Source organism: Pseudomonas sp. C2.3V (assembly GCF_058536325.1).
This window is the reverse complement of record NZ_JBZUBN010000001.1, coordinates 407,014-423,770: the sequence shown is the minus strand read 5'-3', so window position 1 is coordinate 423,770 and position 16,757 is coordinate 407,014. Positions and strand designations below refer to the sequence as shown.

At 53.1% G+C, this 16,757-nt stretch carries 30 protein-coding genes; all 30 read right to left on the bottom strand.

Features of this window, described 5'->3' with window-relative positions; all coding sequences use genetic code 11:
- Window positions 1-18: 18 nt before the first annotated feature.
- A complete protein-coding gene (gene rpsD, locus AC4LF3_RS02125) occupies window positions 19-639 on the bottom strand; it encodes a 30S ribosomal protein S4 (protein WP_010796770.1) in 621 nt (206 codons plus the stop codon).
- Window positions 640-655: 16 nt separating this feature from the next.
- The gene (gene rpsK / locus AC4LF3_RS02120) at window positions 656-1,045 is read right to left on the bottom strand and encodes a 30S ribosomal protein S11 (protein WP_003093689.1); all 390 of its coding nucleotides are present in this window, start codon (window positions 1,043-1,045) and stop codon (window positions 656-658) included.
- Between the two features lie 30 nt (window positions 1,046-1,075).
- A complete protein-coding gene (gene rpsM, locus AC4LF3_RS02115) occupies window positions 1,076-1,432 on the bottom strand; it encodes a 30S ribosomal protein S13 (protein WP_010796769.1) in 357 nt (118 codons plus the stop codon).
- Window positions 1,433-1,564: 132 nt separating this feature from the next.
- A complete protein-coding gene (rpmJ, locus tag AC4LF3_RS02110) occupies window positions 1,565-1,681 on the bottom strand; it encodes a 50S ribosomal protein L36 (protein ID WP_003281814.1) in 117 nt (38 codons plus the stop codon).
- Between the two features lie 29 nt (window positions 1,682-1,710).
- Window positions 1,711-3,039, bottom strand: coding sequence for a preprotein translocase subunit SecY (secY, locus tag AC4LF3_RS02105; protein WP_010796768.1), 1,329 nt, complete (start codon window positions 3,037-3,039; stop codon window positions 1,711-1,713).
- Complete coding sequence (gene rplO, locus AC4LF3_RS02100; protein ID WP_010796767.1) at window positions 3,040-3,474, bottom strand: 50S ribosomal protein L15; 435 nt, start codon at window positions 3,472-3,474, stop codon at window positions 3,040-3,042.
- Between the two features lie 3 nt (window positions 3,475-3,477).
- Window positions 3,478-3,660 carry a 50S ribosomal protein L30 gene (gene rpmD, locus AC4LF3_RS02095; RefSeq protein ID WP_010796766.1) on the bottom strand — a complete coding sequence of 61 codons (183 nt, stop codon included), beginning with the start codon at window positions 3,658-3,660 and terminating at the stop codon, window positions 3,478-3,480.
- Window positions 3,661-3,662: 2 nt separating this feature from the next.
- Window positions 3,663-4,163: a 30S ribosomal protein S5 gene (rpsE, locus tag AC4LF3_RS02090; protein ID WP_010796765.1), complete on the bottom strand. Its 501-nt coding sequence runs from the start codon at window positions 4,161-4,163 to the stop codon at window positions 3,663-3,665.
- Between the two features lie 3 nt (window positions 4,164-4,166).
- Complete coding sequence (gene rplR / locus AC4LF3_RS02085; protein WP_010796764.1) at window positions 4,167-4,517, bottom strand: 50S ribosomal protein L18; 351 nt, start codon at window positions 4,515-4,517, stop codon at window positions 4,167-4,169.
- A 10-nt stretch (window positions 4,518-4,527) separates the two neighbouring features.
- Window positions 4,528-5,061, bottom strand: a complete 534-nt coding sequence (rplF, locus tag AC4LF3_RS02080; protein WP_010796763.1) for a 50S ribosomal protein L6 — start codon at window positions 5,059-5,061, stop codon at window positions 4,528-4,530.
- A gap of 11 nt (window positions 5,062-5,072) precedes the next feature.
- Window positions 5,073-5,465 (bottom strand): 30S ribosomal protein S8, encoded by a 393-nt coding sequence (gene rpsH / locus AC4LF3_RS02075; protein ID WP_010796762.1) that lies wholly within the window; start codon window positions 5,463-5,465, stop codon window positions 5,073-5,075.
- 161 nt (window positions 5,466-5,626) lie between these two features.
- Complete coding sequence (rpsN, locus tag AC4LF3_RS02070) at window positions 5,627-5,932, bottom strand: 30S ribosomal protein S14 (RefSeq protein WP_010796761.1); 306 nt, start codon at window positions 5,930-5,932, stop codon at window positions 5,627-5,629.
- A 12-nt stretch (window positions 5,933-5,944) separates the two neighbouring features.
- On the bottom strand, window positions 5,945-6,484 hold the full coding sequence (rplE, locus tag AC4LF3_RS02065) for a 50S ribosomal protein L5 (RefSeq protein WP_010796760.1): 540 nt from the start codon (window positions 6,482-6,484) through the stop codon (window positions 5,945-5,947).
- 19 nt (window positions 6,485-6,503) lie between these two features.
- Entirely contained in the window at window positions 6,504-6,818 is a 315-nt protein-coding gene (gene rplX / locus AC4LF3_RS02060; protein WP_010796759.1) for a 50S ribosomal protein L24, read from the bottom strand.
- Between the two features lie 12 nt (window positions 6,819-6,830).
- Window positions 6,831-7,199 (bottom strand): 50S ribosomal protein L14, encoded by a 369-nt coding sequence (rplN, locus tag AC4LF3_RS02055; RefSeq protein WP_007161241.1) that lies wholly within the window; start codon window positions 7,197-7,199, stop codon window positions 6,831-6,833.
- 12 nt (window positions 7,200-7,211) lie between these two features.
- Window positions 7,212-7,478, bottom strand: coding sequence for a 30S ribosomal protein S17 (rpsQ, locus tag AC4LF3_RS02050; protein WP_010796758.1), 267 nt, complete (start codon window positions 7,476-7,478; stop codon window positions 7,212-7,214).
- 2 nt (window positions 7,479-7,480) lie between these two features.
- Window positions 7,481-7,672: a 50S ribosomal protein L29 gene (gene rpmC, locus AC4LF3_RS02045; RefSeq protein WP_010796757.1), complete on the bottom strand. Its 192-nt coding sequence runs from the start codon at window positions 7,670-7,672 to the stop codon at window positions 7,481-7,483.
- Window positions 7,672-8,085, bottom strand: a complete 414-nt coding sequence (rplP, locus tag AC4LF3_RS02040) for a 50S ribosomal protein L16 (RefSeq protein WP_010796756.1) — start codon at window positions 8,083-8,085, stop codon at window positions 7,672-7,674. The genes rpmC and rplP overlap by 1 nt, the downstream gene beginning before the upstream one ends.
- Before the next feature lie 12 nt (window positions 8,086-8,097).
- Window positions 8,098-8,784 (bottom strand): 30S ribosomal protein S3, encoded by a 687-nt coding sequence (gene rpsC / locus AC4LF3_RS02035; RefSeq protein ID WP_010796755.1) that lies wholly within the window; start codon window positions 8,782-8,784, stop codon window positions 8,098-8,100.
- Between the two features lie 13 nt (window positions 8,785-8,797).
- Entirely contained in the window at window positions 8,798-9,130 is a 333-nt protein-coding gene (gene rplV, locus AC4LF3_RS02030; RefSeq protein WP_003103908.1) for a 50S ribosomal protein L22, read from the bottom strand.
- Window positions 9,131-9,143: 13 nt separating this feature from the next.
- Window positions 9,144-9,419 carry a 30S ribosomal protein S19 gene (gene rpsS, locus AC4LF3_RS02025; RefSeq protein WP_010796754.1) on the bottom strand — a complete coding sequence of 92 codons (276 nt, stop codon included), beginning with the start codon at window positions 9,417-9,419 and terminating at the stop codon, window positions 9,144-9,146.
- A gap of 18 nt (window positions 9,420-9,437) precedes the next feature.
- Window positions 9,438-10,259 carry a 50S ribosomal protein L2 gene (rplB, locus tag AC4LF3_RS02020; protein ID WP_010796753.1) on the bottom strand — a complete coding sequence of 274 codons (822 nt, stop codon included), beginning with the start codon at window positions 10,257-10,259 and terminating at the stop codon, window positions 9,438-9,440.
- A 13-nt stretch (window positions 10,260-10,272) separates the two neighbouring features.
- The gene (gene rplW, locus AC4LF3_RS02015; RefSeq protein WP_010796752.1) at window positions 10,273-10,572 is read right to left on the bottom strand and encodes a 50S ribosomal protein L23; all 300 of its coding nucleotides are present in this window, start codon (window positions 10,570-10,572) and stop codon (window positions 10,273-10,275) included.
- Complete coding sequence (rplD, locus tag AC4LF3_RS02010; RefSeq protein ID WP_010796751.1) at window positions 10,569-11,171, bottom strand: 50S ribosomal protein L4; 603 nt, start codon at window positions 11,169-11,171, stop codon at window positions 10,569-10,571. Before rplD ends, rplW begins: the two co-directional genes overlap by 4 nt.
- A 14-nt stretch (window positions 11,172-11,185) precedes the next feature.
- Complete coding sequence (gene rplC, locus AC4LF3_RS02005; protein WP_010796750.1) at window positions 11,186-11,821, bottom strand: 50S ribosomal protein L3; 636 nt, start codon at window positions 11,819-11,821, stop codon at window positions 11,186-11,188.
- Window positions 11,822-11,904: 83 nt separating this feature from the next.
- Window positions 11,905-12,216 carry a 30S ribosomal protein S10 gene (gene rpsJ / locus AC4LF3_RS02000; protein WP_003243886.1) on the bottom strand — a complete coding sequence of 104 codons (312 nt, stop codon included), beginning with the start codon at window positions 12,214-12,216 and terminating at the stop codon, window positions 11,905-11,907.
- A gap of 142 nt (window positions 12,217-12,358) precedes the next feature.
- Complete coding sequence (gene tuf, locus AC4LF3_RS01995; protein ID WP_010796738.1) at window positions 12,359-13,552, bottom strand: elongation factor Tu; 1,194 nt, start codon at window positions 13,550-13,552, stop codon at window positions 12,359-12,361.
- A gap of 29 nt (window positions 13,553-13,581) precedes the next feature.
- Complete coding sequence (gene fusA / locus AC4LF3_RS01990) at window positions 13,582-15,684, bottom strand: elongation factor G (protein ID WP_219652509.1); 2,103 nt, start codon at window positions 15,682-15,684, stop codon at window positions 13,582-13,584.
- Between the two features lie 18 nt (window positions 15,685-15,702).
- On the bottom strand, window positions 15,703-16,176 hold the full coding sequence (gene rpsG / locus AC4LF3_RS01985) for a 30S ribosomal protein S7 (protein ID WP_010796748.1): 474 nt from the start codon (window positions 16,174-16,176) through the stop codon (window positions 15,703-15,705).
- A 96-nt stretch (window positions 16,177-16,272) separates the two neighbouring features.
- Window positions 16,273-16,644, bottom strand: a complete 372-nt coding sequence (gene rpsL / locus AC4LF3_RS01980) for a 30S ribosomal protein S12 (RefSeq protein ID WP_010796747.1) — start codon at window positions 16,642-16,644, stop codon at window positions 16,273-16,275.
- Window positions 16,645-16,757 lie beyond the last annotated feature (113 nt).

Here is a 16,757-nt window from a genome sequence, read left to right as displayed (position 1 = left end):
GCACCTATTTTCTAGCCCTTACTTGGAGTAGAGCTCGACAATCAGGTTTTCGTTGATGTCGGCGGAAAGGTCGCCACGAGCCGGAACGCTCTTGAACGTACCAGACTTCTTCTCGGAGTCGACTTCTACCCACTCAACACGACCGCGCTGGGCGCAAAGCTCGAGAGCTTGGGCGATACGCAGTTGATTCTTTGCCTTCTCGCGTACTGCTACCACATCACCAGGCTTAACTTGGTAGGACGGGATGTTTACAGTCTGACCATTAACAGTAATGGACTTGTGAGAAACCAGCTGGCGAGACTCTGCACGAGTAGCGCCGAAACCCATACGGTAAACAACGTTATCCAAACGAGTTTCTAGCAGCTGCAGCAGGTTTTCGCCTGTTGCACCTTTGCGACGAGCAGCTTCTTTGTAATAACCAGCAAACTGTCGCTCCAGGACGCCGTAGATACGACGAACTTTTTGCTTCTCACGTAACTGCAGACCATAGTCGGATAGACGACCACGACGCTGACCGTGAGCTCCAGGAGCAGTTTCAATATTGCACTTGGATTCAATCGCGCGCACACCGCTCTTCAGGAAGAGATCGGTGCCTTCACGGCGGGACAGTTTGCACTTGGGACCAATGTAACGAGCCATTTCTTACTGTCTCCTATTACACGCGACGCTTCTTCGGCGGACGGCATCCATTATGCGGGATGGGCGTCACGTCGGTAATGCTGGCGATCTTGTAACCACAGGCGTTCAATGCACGCACTGCAGACTCACGGCCCGGGCCTGGGCCTTTGACGTTTACGTCAAGGTTCTTGAGACCGTACTCAAGAGCTGCCTGTCCGGCACGCTCAGCTGCAACCTGGGCAGCGAACGGAGTGCTCTTACGGGAGCCACGGAAACCGGAACCACCAGAAGTAGCCCAGGACAACGCATTACCTTGACGATCAGTAATGGTTACGATGGTGTTATTGAAAGACGCATGGATGTGGGCGATGCCATCAACCACTGTCTTTTTGACTTTCTTACGAGGACGAGCAGCAGGTTTTGCCATGACTAAATTCCTGTCGATTCGCGGATGCGATTACTTGCGGATCGGCTTACGCGGGCCCTTACGGGTACGCGCGTTGGTCTTGGTACGCTGACCACGAACCGGCAGACCGCGACGATGGCGAAGGCCACGGTAGCAACCTAGGTCCATCAAGCGCTTGATGTTCATGTTGAGTTCGCGACGCAGGTCACCTTCAGTGACGAGCTTAGCGACTTCATTACGCAGCTGATCGATCTGCTCGTCGCTCAGATCCTTGATTTTGGCGGACGGGCTGATGCCTGTGGCCGCACAGATATTCTGAGCAGTAGTGCGACCAATACCATAGATATAGGTCAGCGAGATAACAGTATGCTTGTTATCCGGAATGTTAACGCCTGCAATACGGGCCATTCTAGAAAAACTCCATGTGACAGCAACCCACGCCCTGGAAGCCAAGAAAAGGGCGCGAGATATTAACGCTGTAATAAAAAATGATCAACCCGACAGCACACTAGCTGTCGGGTTATACGCGTGTATTCACACTCAGCCTTGGCGCTGCTTGTGACGCGGCTCCGCGCTGCAGATCACCCGAACGACGCCGTCGCGACGGATGATTTTGCAGTTACGGCACAGCTTCTTGACCGATGCACGAACTTTCATCACCAACTCCTTAACCTTACGGGCACTGATCAGCGGAGCATTCCGCCGCCGTAGCCCTTCAGGTTGGCTTTCTTCATCAGAGACTCATACTGGTGGGATACAAGATGCGATTGGACCTGGGACATAAAGTCCATGACCACCACAACTACGATCAGCAGCGAAGTCCCGCCGAGGTAAAACGGCACGTTGGCTGCAACCACCAGAAACTGGGGCAACAAGCAGACCGCCGTCATATACAGGGCGCCGAACATGGTCAAACGCGTCAACACACCATCTATATAGCGTGCAGACTGCTCACCAGGACGGATTCCTGGAATAAACGCACCAGACTTCTTTAGGTTCTCGGCAACGTCTTTGGGGTTAAACATCAAGGCTGTATAGAAGAAGCAGAAGAATATGATCCCTGCACTAAACAGCAAGATATTAAGCGGCTGTCCTGGAGCAATGGCCTGAGCCACATCCTGAAGCCAACCGAGCCCTTGAGACTGACCGAACCACGAGCCTAGCGAGGCCGGGAATAGCAAAATGCTACTTGCAAAGATAGCAGGTATGACACCCGCCATATTTACTTTCAGTGGCAAATGACTATTTTGCGCTGCAAACACCTTGCGGCCTTGCTGGCGCTTAGCATAATGAACAGCGATACGACGCTGGCCGCGCTCGATGAAGACCACGAACGCAATGATAGCAACAGCAACAAGGCCCACCGCTATCAGAGCGAAGATATTAATATCGCCTTGACGAGCAGACTCGAAGGATTGACCAATCGCTCGCGGTAAGCCAGCAACGATACCCGAGAAGATCAGCATGGAAATTCCATTACCAACACCTCGCTCGGTTATCTGCTCACCCAGCCACATCATAAAAAGTGCGCCTGCAACAAACGTGGTTACAGCAACAAAATAGAAGCTGAACCCTGCTGAAAAGGCTACACCTTGACTCGCCAGTCCTACAGACATACCCGTAGCCTGAACCAGCGCAAGCACGAGCGTACCGTAACGAGTGTACTGACTGATCTTGCGGCGACCAGACTCGCCTTCTTTTTTCAACTGCTCTAGCTGTGGGCTAATAGCAGTGAGAAGCTGCATGATGATCGACGCCGAGATATACGGCATGATCCCAAGTGCAAATATACTCATCCGCTCCAGCGCACCGCCAGAGAACATGTTGAACAGGCTAAGAATGGTCCCCTCGTTCTGCCGAAACAGTGCAGCCAATTGATCAGGATTTATACCTGGAACTGGAATATGCGCACCAATTCGATAAACGATGATTGCCAGAAACAGGAAGCGCAAGCGCGCCCACAGTTCCGACAAACCGCCATTGTTGAGCGCAGAGAGAGAACCTTGCTTAGCCATTTATTCCTCGATCTTACCGCCAGCTGCTTCGATAGCCGCGCGAGCGCCCTTAGTGGCAGGAATGCCCTTCAAGGTAATAGCGTGACCGATTTCGCCAGAGAGAACGACCTTAACGCGCACAACGCTACGATTGATAACATTGGCATCTTTCAGCGCTTGCAAAGTGATCACGCCGCCTTCTACCTTTGCCAGCTCTGAAGTACGAACCTCAGCGCGATCAAGGGCTTTCAGCGATACGAAACCAAACTTCGGCAGACGACGGTGAAGGGGCTGTTGACCACCCTCGAAACCAGGAGCAACCTTACCGCCGGAACGGGAAGTAGCACCCTTGTGGCCACGGCCGCCAGTCTTACCAAGACCGCTACCGATACCACGACCTGGACGCAGCTTTTCACGACGTGCACCAGGAGCGGAACGTAGATCGTTAAGTTTCATAACTTAACCCTCCACACGCAGTAAATAGTAAGCCTTATTAATCATGCCGCGGTTTTCTGGAGTATCCAGAACTTCAACGGTATGACCGATGCGACGCAGGCCGAGACCCTTGACGCAGGCTTTGTGATTAGCCAAACGGCCATTCACGCTTTTGATCAGCGTAACTTTAACAGTTGAAGTAGCCATGATCAGAGAATCTCCTCGACGCTCTTGCCACGCTTGGCCGCGACCGACTCAGGCGACTGCATGTGCTTCAAACCCTCAAACGTTGCATAGACAACGTTTACTGGATTAGTAGAGCCATAGCACTTAGCCAGAACGTTCTGAACGCCAGCCACCTCTAGAACGGCACGCATGGCACCGCCGGCAATGATACCCGTACCTTCAGAAGCAGGCTGCATGAAAACTTTGGATGCGCCATGAGCAGACTTCACTGGGTATTGAAGTGTGTTGCCGTTCAGATCAACCTGAATCATGTTACGGCGCGCAGCTTCCATAGCCTTTTGAATAGCTGCAGGAACTTCGCGCGCCTTACCACGGCCAAAACCAACACGACCCTTACCATCACCCACCACGGTTAGTGCAGTGAAAGCGAAGATACGGCCACCTTTAACGGTTTTAGCAACACGGTTAACTTGAACGAGCTTCTCGATGTAACCTTCGTCGCGCTTTTGATCGTTGTTTGCCATGACTTAGAACTCCAGCCCGCCTTCACGAGCGGCATCGGCCAGCGCCTTAACGCGACCATGATACTTGAAGCCAGAACGATCAAACGCTACTTGAGTAACGCCAGCCGCTTTGGCACGCTCTGCTACCAGCTTGCCGACCTTTTGCGCCGCTTCGATGTTGCTGGTTGCGCCTTCGCGCAGGTCTTTGTCCAGCGTAGACGCACTGGCCAGAACCTTGCTGCCGTCGGCCGCGATGACCTGGGCATAGATGTGCTGAGAGGAACGGTAGACGCACAGGCGTACAGTTTCCAGCTCGCGCATTCTCAGGCGTGCCTTGCGAGCGCGACGCAGTCGAGTTTCTTTCTTTACGCTCATTTGCTATGCCCTACTTTTTCTTGGCTTCTTTACGGCGAACGACTTCATCGGAATAACGTACACCTTTGCCCTTATAGGGCTCTGGCGGACGGAAATCACGAATCTCTGCTGCCACCTGTCCAACGAGCTGCTTATCAATACCCTTAATCAGGATATCAGTCTGGCTCGGGGTCTCAGCAGTAATGCCTTGCGGCAATTCATAGTCGACCGGATGAGAGAAACCCAGGGAAAGCGAAAGAACCTGGCCCTTGGCCTGAGCTTTATAACCAACACCAACCAGCTGAAGCTTGCGCTCAAAGCCTTGGCTCACGCCAATGACCATATTGTTGACCAGCGCACGGGTAGTACCAGCCATGGCACGAGTCTGCTGATCACCATTACGAGCGGCGAAACGAAGCTCACCGGACTCTTGAGAGACTTCAACAGAAGGATGAACCTTAAGCTCAAGAGAGCCTTTGGAACCCTTAATAGAAAGCTGTTGACCAGCCAGGTTAATTTCAACACCGGCAGGAAGCTTAACGGGGTTTTTAGCAACGCGAGACATGCTTTTTCCCCTTAGAAAACAGTGCAGAGCACTTCGCCGCCAACACCAGCAGCACGGGCTGCACGATCAGTCATCACACCCTTGTTGGTGGACACGATCGATACACCCAAACCGCCGCGCACTTTCGGCAACTGGTCAACAGATTTGTACTGGCGAAGGCCAGGACGGCTGGAACGCTTAAGCTCTTCGATTACAGGCTTACCTTCGAAGTACTTCAGCTCGATGGACAGCAGCGGCTTAACTTCCGTGCTGACCTGAAAACCCGCGATGTAACCTTCGTCCTTAAGGACTTTAGCTACCGCCACCTTCAGCTTGGAGGAAGGCATGCTTACGACGGACTTTTCAGCCATCTGGGCATTACGGATACGAGTTAGCATATCTGCTAACGGGTCCTGCATACTCATGGGCTTGTAGCTCCTAAATGCATAAATGAGCCTATAGCTCTGAAACTGCCCAGCCGAAAACATGCCGACTCGGGCGAGCCGGATATTCTAGTAGGCATACAAAAACGAATCAAGCCCCAAAAGGGGCTTGATTCGCATACTTACTGCAAATTGCTATGAAATTACCAGCTGGCTTTAACCAGACCAGGAACATCACCACGCATTGCAGCTTCGCGCAACATAATACGCGACAGACCGAACTTACGGTATACACCGTGCGGACGACCAGTCAAACGGCAGCGATTACGCAGACGACTGGCGCTAGCGTCGCGAGGCTGCTTTTGAAGTGCAACCTGTGCAGCCCAACGATCTTCCGGAGAAGTGTTGGGATTGGCAATAGCTGCCTTTAACTCAGCGCGCTTAGCTGCAAACTTAGCAACCGTTTGCTGACGCTTCAGCTCACGGTTCTTCATGCTTTGCTTAGCCATACGTAGCTCCTATCAGTTACGGAACGGGAAGTTAAATGCACGAAGCAGTGCACGACCTTCCTCATCCGTACGAGCAGTTGTAGTCAGAGTAATATCCATACCGCGGAGCGCATCGATTTTATCGTAATCGATTTCCGGGAAGATGATTTGCTCTTTAACACCCATGCTGTAGTTACCGCGACCATCAAAGGACTTGGCATTCAGACCACGGAAGTCACGAACGCGCGGCAAAGAGATAGCCAGCAGACGATCCAGGAACTCGTACATGCGATCGCTACGCAGAGTTACCTTGACGCCAATCGGCCAACCATCACGGATCTTAAAACCAGCGATCGACTTACGCGCATAGGTTACAACCGGCTTCTGACCAGCAATTTTCTCAAGGTCAGCCAGCGCATTGTCGATAATCTTCTTATCGCCTACCGCCTCACCAACACCCATATTCAGAGTGATTTTAGTGATACGCGGAACTTCCATCACGTTAGCCAGCTGAAGCTGTTCTTTCAGCTTGGGCGCGATGTCCTTCCGATAAACTTCTTTCAATCGTGCCATGGTGATCTACCTAGCAACCTTAAGCCTGAACCGCTTTCTGGTTCGACTTAAAGATACGAATTTTTTTACCGTCCTCTACCTTGAAACCTACGCGGTCAGCCTTGTTAGTTTCAGGGTTGAAGATAGCAACGTTGGAGACATGCAGAGGAGCTTCCTTCTCAACAATGCCACCTTGCGCGCCCAGCATGGGGTTAGGCTTGGTGTGACGCTTGACAAGGTTAACACCACCAACAACCAAACGGTCATCAGCCAGAACCTTGAGCACCTTACCGCGCTTGCCCTTGTCCTTGCCTGCGATGACGATTACTTCATCGTCACGACGAATCTTTTGCATGACGGCTACTCCTTACAGCACTTCGGGGGCAAGGGAGACGATCTTCATGAACTTCTCAGAGCGAAGTTCACGTGTCACCGGCCCGAAGATACGGGTACCGATAGGCTCCTGCTTGTTGTTCAACAGAACAGCCGCGTTACCGTCGAAGCGAATGATGGAGCCGTCAGTACGGCGCACACCGTGCTTAGTACGTACCACAACAGCCGTCATCACCTGGCCTTTCTTCACCTTTCCACGAGGAATGGCTTCTTTTACGGTGACCTTGATGATGTCGCCAATACCTGCGTAGCGGCGATGCGAACCACCCAGCACCTTGATGCACATAACACGACGAGCGCCGCTGTTATCGGCCACATCGAGCATGGATTGAGTCTGAATCATGGCTCTTCACCCTTACACTTGTACGGCGCGCTCAACGACATCAACCAGCGTCCACGCCTTGGTCTTTGCCAGAGGGCGGGTTTCACGAATGGTGACCAGGTCACCAGCGCGGCACTGATTGTTTTCGTCGTGGGCGTGCAGCTTAGTGGAACGCTTGACGTATTTACCGTAGATCGGGTGCTTAACGCGACGCTCGATCAATACAGTGATGGTTTTGTCCATTTTATCACTGACCACTCGGCCGGTCAGTGTACGGACGGTCTTTTCAGCTTCAGCCATGATCACTTACCTGCTTGCTGGTTCAGCACAGTCTTGACACGAGCAATGTCGCGCTTCACTTGCGAGAGCATGTGAGACTGCCCCAATTGGCCAGTTGCCTTCTGCATACGCAGATTAAACTGGTCACGCAGCAGGCTGAGGAGCTGCTCGTTCAGCTCCTCGACGGATTTCTCACGTAATTCTTGCGCTTTCATTACATCACCGTCCGCTTAACAAAGGAGGTTTCAACGGGAAGCTTGGCAGCCGCGAGCGCAAAAGCTTCACGAGCCAGAACCTCAGAAACACCCTCGATCTCGTAGAGGACCTTGCCCGGCTGGATCTGGGCTACCCAGTACTCAACACTACCCTTACCTTTACCCATACGCACTTCAAGGGGCTTCTTGGTAACAGGCTTGTCCGGGAACACACGGATCCAGATTTTACCGCCACGCTTAACGTGACGAGTCAAGGCACGACGAGCTGCTTCGATCTGGCGAGCAGTAAGACGGCCACGGCCAACAGCTTTCAGCGCATATTCGCCAAAGCTTACTTTACTACCGCGATGAGCCAAGCCACGGTTGTGACCAGTCATCTGCTTGCGGAATTTTGTACGCTTAGGTTGCAGCATGATGCGTACTCCTTACTTAGCAGCTTTTTTACGCGGAGCAGGAGCTACAGGCTTAAGCTCTTCCTGGCGGCCACCAATGACCTCGCCCTTGAAGATCCAAACCTTCACACCGATCACACCATAAGTGGTGTGCGCTTCCGCAGTTGCGTAGTCAATATCGGCACGCAGTGTGTGCAGCGGCACACGACCTTCGCGATACCACTCGGTACGAGCAATTTCTGCCCCGCCAAGACGACCACTCACCTGAATCTTGATGCCTTTGGCACCTAGACGCATCGCACTCTGCACCGCGCGCTTCATCGCACGACGGAACATAACGCGACGCTCGAGCTGCTGAGCCACGCTTTGCGCAACCAGCGCACCGTCGAGTTCCGGCTTACGGATCTCTTCGATGTTGATGTGCACAGGCACACCCATTTGCTTGGTCAGGTCCTGACGCAGCTTTTCTACATCCTCACCTTTCTTGCCGATAACGATACCGGGACGAGCAGTGTGGATGGTAATGCGTGCAGTTTGCGCCGGACGATGAATATCGATACGGCTTACGGACGCGCTTTTTAGTTTGTCTTGGAGGTACTCACGAACCTTCAGGTCGGAGAGCAGATAATCAGCGTAAGTGCGCTTATCTGCATACCAAACGGAAGTATGCTCCTTGACGATGCCCAGGCGAATGCCATTGGGATGTACTTTCTGACCCATCTGATCGACTCCGTTACTTGTCCGCAACCTTGACCGTGATATGGCAAGACCGCTTCACGATGCGATCAGCACGACCTTTGGCGCGCGGCATGATGCGCTTCAGCGAACGCCCTTCGTTGACGAAAACCGTAGAGACTTTTAGGTCATCCACGTCTGCGCCTTCGTTGTGCTCGGCATTGGCAACAGCCGACTCCAACACTTTTTTCATGATCTCGGCAGCTTTCTTACTGCTGAAAGCCAGGAGGTTGAGCGCCTCGCCCACCTTCTTCCCGCGAATCTGGTCGGCGACCAAGCGGGCTTTCTGGGCGGAGATTCGAGCGCCCGACAGCTTAGCGGCTACTTCCATCTTTCCTTACCCCTTAACGCTTGGCTTTCTTGTCAGCCGCATGACCGCGATAAGTGCGGGTAGCAGCGAACTCGCCGAGTTTATGACCAACCATGTCTTCGTTGACTAGCACCGGGACATGCTGGCGGCCGTTGTGTACAGCGATGGTCAGGCCGACCATCTGCGGAAGAATCATCGAACGACGCGACCAAGTCTTAATTGGCTTACGATCGTTCTTCTCTACCGCAACTTCGATCTTCTTCAGTAGGTGAAGATCGATAAAAGGACCTTTCTTAAGAGAACGTGGCACAGTCGTATCCTCAATTCGTTACTTGCGGCGACGGACGATCATCTTGTCAGTGCGCTTGTTCGCACGGGTCTTCGCGCCCTTGGTCGGGAAGCCCCATGGAGACACCGGATGACGGCCACCGGAGGTACGACCCTCACCACCACCATGCGGGTGATCAACAGGGTTCATCGCCACACCGCGGACGGTTGGACGAATACCACGCCAGCGCTTAGCACCTGCTTTACCCAGGGAACGCAGACTGTGCTCGGTATTGGATACTTCACCCAACGTTGCGCGACATTCACTTAGAACCTTACGCATCTCGCCGGAGCGTAGACGCAGCGTTACATAAGCGCCTTCACGGGCAACTAGCTGGGCGGAAGCACCAGCTGAGCGGGCGATCTGTGCGCCTTTGCCTGGCTTGAGCTCAATACCGTGAACAGTACTACCTACCGGGATATTGCGCAGAGGCAAGCTGTTACCTGCTTTGATTGGAGCACCAGCACCAGAGATCAGCTGATCACCTGCTGTCACACCTTTCGGAGCGATGATGTAACGACGTTCGCCGTCAGCGTACTTCAGCAGCGCGATGTGAGCAGTACGGTTTGGATCGTACTCAACGCGCTCAACAACAGCCGGGATACCATCCTTATCGCGACGGAAATCAACCAGACGATAGTGCTGCTTATGACCGCCACCCTTGTGACGAGTGGTGATACGACCGTTGTTATTACGGCCACCGGACTTACCCTGCTTCTCCAGAAGAGGAGCATACGGGGCGCCCTTGTGCAGATCAGCATTGACAACCTTGACCACGAAACGGCGGCCAGCGGAGGTCGGCTTGCATTTTACGATTGCCATGATGCCCCCTTACTTACTCAGCATTGCTGGAGAAATCGAGGTCTTGGCCCGGCTGGAGAGCAATATATGCCTTCTTCCAATCGTTACGCTTGCCCAGACCACGTGCGGTACGCTTAGTCTTACCCTTTACATTCAGGGTGCTAACGCTGCGCACTTTAACGTCGAACAACTGCTCGACCGCCTTCTTGATTTCCAGCTTGGTTGCATCAGTAGCAACCTTGAAAATAAACTGCTTTTGGTTTTCCGCTAGCACAGTTGCCTTCTCGGAGATGTGCGGACCAAGCAGTACCTTGAATACACGTTCCTGGTTCATCCCAGCAGCTCCTCGAATTTCTTCACGGCAGACACTGTGACCAAAACCTTGTCGTAAGCGATCAGGCTAACAGGGTCGGAACCCTGTACATCACGAACGTCAACGAAAGGCAGGTTGCGGGCAGCCAAGTAAAGGTTCTGATCGACGTTATCAGTCACAATCAGGACATCTTTCAGGCCAAGGCCGTCAAGCTTGTTTACCAACCCTTTAGTCTTAGGGGCGTCGATAGAAAACTCGTCCACTACGACCAGACGATCCAGACGTACCAGCTCCGCCAGAATAGAGCGCAGCGCAGCGCGATACATCTTCTTGTTGAGCTTCTGCTCATGGTTCTGCGGCTTAGCAGCAAAAGTGGTACCACCGCCACGCCAGATAGGGCTACGAATAGTACCTGCACGAGCACGACCACTACCCTTTTGACGCCAGGGCTTTTTGCCGCCGCCAGATACTTCGGAGCGAGTCTTTTGAGCGCGAGTACCCTGACGACCGCCAGCCATGTAGGCGACTACCGCCTGATGGACCAGCGTTTCGTTGAATTCGCCACCAAAGGCGCGCTCAGAGACCTCAATAGCCTGCGAGCCATTTACATTTAGTTGCATGTTCCGTTCCCCTCTTAACCGCGAGCCTTGGCTGCAGGACGAACAACCACATCACCGCCAGGCGCGCCAGGAATGGCACCCTTGACCAGAAGCAGGTTGCGCTCAGCATCAACACGGACAATTTCAAGGGACTGCACAGTTACACGCTCAGCACCCAGGTGACCGGACATCTTCTTGCCCTTGAACACTCGACCAGGAGTCTGGCACTGGCCGATAGAGCCAGGTGCGCGGTGAGAAACGGAGTTACCGTGAGTATTATCTTGGCCACGGAAGTTCCAACGCTTAATGGTGCCGGCATAGCCTTTACCTTTGGACTGACCAGTCACATCGACCAGCTGTCCAGCTTGGAAAATATCAACCGTGATCTGATCACCAGCGTTGTACTCGCCTTCTTCAAGACGAAACTCCAGAACGCTACGACCAGCAGCAACGCTCGCTTTGGCAAAGTGACCTGCCTGAGCCTTGCTAACACGAGAAGCACGACGCTCACCCACTGTCACTTGAACAGCACGATAGCCATCAGTCTCTTCTACTTTCATCTGTGTTACACGGTTCGGCTCAATCTCGATGACTGTAACCGGAACGGAAACACCTTCCTCGGTGAAAACGCGGGTCATGCCGCACTTACGACCGACTACACCAATAGTCATTGTATAAACCTCTTGAGTGTACGGGGCTTTCACCCGCTATGGCCGCCCATTTCAGAGCGTTACACGACTAAAACCCCAAGGTTTTAGCCGAGGCTGATTTGTACTTCTACACCAGCAGCAAGGTCGAGCTTCATCAGCGCATCAACGGTTTTATCCGTTGGCTGGACGATATCCAGCACACGCTTGTGAGTACGAATCTCGTACTGGTCACGTGCATCCTTGTTGACGTGCGGAGAAATCAGCACTGTGTAACGTTCCTTGCGGGTAGGCAGAGGAATCGGACCACGCACCTGAGCACCAGTACGTTTCGCGGTTTCCACGATTTCCTGGGTGGACTGATCAATCAGGCGATGATCAAAAGCCTTCAACCGAATACGGATTTGTTGGTTTTGCATTTGACCTCAGACTCCAAGCTTTCCCCTCAGGCAGAATATGCCCGATAAAAGGAGGCGCAATTCTATAGAGACGCCAGAGGGGTGTCAATAATAGACAAAGCAGAAAAGGCCCCGAAGGGCCTTCTCTCGACGAACGTCGATATTATTCGACGATCTTGGCAACCACGCCGGCGCCTACAGTACGGCCGCCTTCGCGAATAGCGAAACGCAGACCTTCTTCCATGGCGATCGGAGCGATCAGGGTAACAACCATCTTGATGTTGTCGCCCGGCATTACCATCTCAACGCCTTCCGGCAGCTCGCAGTTACCAGTCACATCCGTAGTACGGAAGTAGAACTGAGGACGGTAGCCCTTGAAGAACGGCGTATGACGACCACCTTCTTCCTTGGACAGAACGTACACTTCGCACTCGAACTTGGTGTGCGGCTTGATGGTGCCCGGCTTGGCCAGAACCTGACCACGCTCAACGTCTTCACGCTTGGTACCACGCAGCAGGGCGCCAACGTTCTCACCTGCACGACCTTCGTCTAGCAGCTTACGGAACATTTCAACGCCGGTGCAGGTAGTTTTGGTCGTAGCTTTGATACCTACGATTTCAACTTCCTCACCCACCTTGACGATACCACGCTCAACACGACCCGTTACTACAGTACCGCGACCAGAGATGGAGAATACGTCTTCGATCGGCATCAGGAACGGCTGGTCGATTGCACGAACTGGCTCAGGGATGTAGGCATCCAAAGTTTCAACCAGCTTACGCACAGCAGAAACACCGATTTCGTTGTCGTCTTTGCCTTCCAGCGCCATCAGCGCGGAACCTACAACGATCGGAGTGTCGTCACCTGGGAAGTCATAGGTGTTCAGCAGATCGCGAACTTCCATTTCTACCAGCTCGAGCAGCTCGGCGTCGTCAACCATGTCGGCCTTGTTCAGGAACACGACAATGTAAGGAACGCCTACCTGACGGGACAGCAGGATGTGCTCACGAGTCTGCGGCATGGGGCCGTCAGCTGCCGAGCAAACCAGGATCGCACCGTCCATCTGCGCAGCACCGGTGATCATGTTCTTCACATAGTCAGCGTGGCCAGGGCAGTCAACGTGAGCGTAGTGGCGAGTGGCCGAATCGTACTCAACGTGGGAAGTGTTAATGGTAATACCGCGCGCTTTTTCTTCCGGAGCGTTATCGATCTGGTCGAAGTTACGGGCAGAACCACCCCAAGTTTCAGAGCAAACCTTGGTCAGTGCTGCAGTCAGCGTTGTCTTACCATGGTCGACGTGGCCGATGGTGCCGACGTTGACGTGCGGTTTGTTACGTTCAAATTTTTCTTTAGCCACGAGTATAAACCCCTACTAGAAAGCGTTTATTAAGCTTGTTTCTTGATAATAGCTTCGGCGATGTTCGATGGCGCTTCAGCGTACTTGGCGAACTCCATGGAGTAGCTAGCACGACCTTGAGACATGGAACGCACATCAGTAGCGTAGCCAAACATCTCGCCCAGCGGAACTTCAGCACGAATCACCTTACCGGATACAGTATCTTCCATACCCTGGATCAGGCCGCGACGACGGTTCAGGTCACCCATTACGTCGCCCATGTAGTCTTCAGGCGTTACCACCTCGACCTTCATGATTGGCTCAAGCAGAACAGCACCACCCTTCTGGGTCAACTGCTTGGTCGCCATCGAAGCAGCGATTTTGAACGCCATTTCGTTGGAGTCGACGTCATGATAAGAGCCGTCGAATACAGTTGCTTTCAGGCCAAGCAGCGGATAGCCGGCAACGATACCGTTTTTCATCTGCTCTTCGATGCCCTTCTGAATAGCAGGGATGTATTCTTTCGGAATCACACCACCCACTACTTCACTGGTAAATTCGAGACCTTCCTGACCTTCATCAGCCGGGGCGAAACGAATCCAGCAGTGACCGAACTGACCACGACCACCGGACTGGCGAACGAACTTACCTTCGATTTCGCACTTGTTCCGGATAGTTTCACGGTAGGCTACCTGAGGCTTGCCGATGTTAGCCTCAACACCAAACTCGCGCTTCATACGATCAACCAGAATATCCAGGTGCAGCTCACCCATACCGGAAATAATGGTTTGACCAGACTCTTCGTCGGTCTTAACTCGGAAAGACGGGTCTTCCTGGGCCAGCTTGCCCAATGCAATACCCATTTTCTCCTGGTCAGCCTTGGTCTTCGGCTCAACCGCAACCGAAATTACCGGCTCAGGGAAGTCCATACGCTCAAGGATAATCGGCTTTTCTAGCGAGCAAAGAGTATCGCCCGTAGTAACATCCTTCATACCAATCAGAGCAGCAATGTCACCTGCACGAACTTCCTTGATCTCTTCACGGGTGTTCGCGTGCATCTGCACCATACGACCCACACGCTCTTTCTTACCCTTCACAGAGTTCAGAATCGAATCACCGGAATTCAGAACACCAGAGTAAACGCGCGCAAAAGTCAGCGTACCTACAAACGGGTCGGTGGCAATCTTAAACGCTAGAGCAGAGAAGGGCTCTTCGTCATTAGCATGACGCTCATCTTCCTGCTCCTCGTTATCCGGATGGACACCTTTGATCGCAGGAATTTCTGTCGGAGCCGGCAGGAAGTCAATCACGGCATCAAGAACCAGTGGAACGCCCTTGTTCTTGAAGGAGGAACCACACACAGCCGGAACGATTTCGCATGCGATAGTACGCTGACGCAGGCCAGCCTTGATCTCTTCGATCGACAGCTCACCTTCTTCCAGGTACTTGTTCATCAGCTCTTCGTTAGCCTCAGCTGCTGCTTCAACCATGTTGGAGCGCCACTCGTCAGCCAAGTCCTGAAGCTCTGCAGGAATTTCTTCCTCGCGATAGGTCATGCCCTGGTCATCATCGTTCCAGAAGATCGCTTTCATCTTCAGAAGGTCAATCTGACCCTGAAAGTTATCTTCAGCACCAATAGCCAGCTGAACCGGGACAGGCGTATGACCTAGACGCTTTTTGATCTGCTCAACAACACGCAGGAAGTTGGCACCAGCGCGGTCCATCTTGTTGACATAGACAATACGCGGAACACCGTACTTGTTAGCCTGACGCCATACAGTTTCAGACTGAGGCTCAACACCCGAAGTACCGCAGAAAACAACAACAGCACCGTCCAGCACACGCAAGGAACGCTCAACTTCAATAGTGAAGTCAACGTGACCAGGGGTATCAATGATGTTTACACGGTACTTGTCATACTGCTTAGTGGAGCCGGACCAGAACGCTGTGGTAGCAGCAGAAGTAATGGTAATACCACGCTCCTGCTCCTGAACCATCCAGTCCATGGTAGCTGCGCCGTCATGAACCTCACCCATCTTATGGTTCACGCCGGTGTAGAACAGAATACGCTCCGTGGTAGTCGTTTTACCTGCGTCCACGTGGGCGCAGATACCGATATTACGGTAGCGATTAATTGAGGTAGTACGAGCCACGATAAGGTCCTCGCTTGATTAGAAGCGGTAGTGCGAGAAGGCCTTGTTGGCCTCTGCCATGCGATGCACGTCTTCGCGCTTCTTGACTGCGGCGCCCTTGCCTTCGAATGCATCCATGAGCTCTCCCGCCAGGCGCAGAGCCATGGACTTCTCACCACGCTTACGCGCAGAGTCCACAAGCCAGCGCATGGCCAGAGCGTTACGACGGGACGGACGAACTTCGACCGGCACCTGGTAGGTAGCACCGCCTACACGGCGGGACTTCACTTCGACCAGCGGAGCGATGGCGTCGAGCGCTTTTTCGAAAACTTCCAGGGGGTCGGCATTCTTGGAACGCTCTTTGACCTTGTCCAGAGCACCATAAACGATACGCTCAGCAACGGCTTTCTTGCCGCTTTCCATTACGTGGTTCATGAACTTGGCCAGGATCTGGCTTCCGTATTTTGGATCGTCAAGTATTTCGCGCTTGGCCGCTACACGACGTCTTGGCATTGATAAGCCCTCAAAACGGTCTTCAGGTTAGCTCAGGACTGTAACAAGCAGGTTACGCCTGACCTTACTCTTATCGACTCGAACAAAAAGAATAGATTACTTCGGACGCTTCGCGCCGTACTTAGAACGACCCTGCTTACGGTCTTTAACACCAGAGGTGTCCAGAGAGCCGCGTACAGTGTGGTAGCGCACACCCGGAAGGTCCTTTACACGACCGCCACGGATCAGTACCACGCTGTGCTCTTGCAGGTTGTGACCTTCACCACCAATGTAGGAAGTCACTTCGAAGCCGTTTGTCAAACGTACACGGCATACTTTACGCAGTGCCGAGTTAGGCTTCTTAGGGGTAGTTGTATATACGCGGGTGCAAACACCACGACGTTGCGGGCAGTTCTGCAGCGCAGGCACGTCGCTCTTTTCGACGAGACGCTTGCGCGGCTTACGCACCAGCTGGTTGATAGTTGCCATCTATAGCTCCACTGATTGTCTTACGACACAAACGAAATGGCAGGACCATGGGCCCTGCCAATTTTCGGGGTACGAAAGTCTAAAGAGGTTCTCCCGTACCGTCAATACGAAGC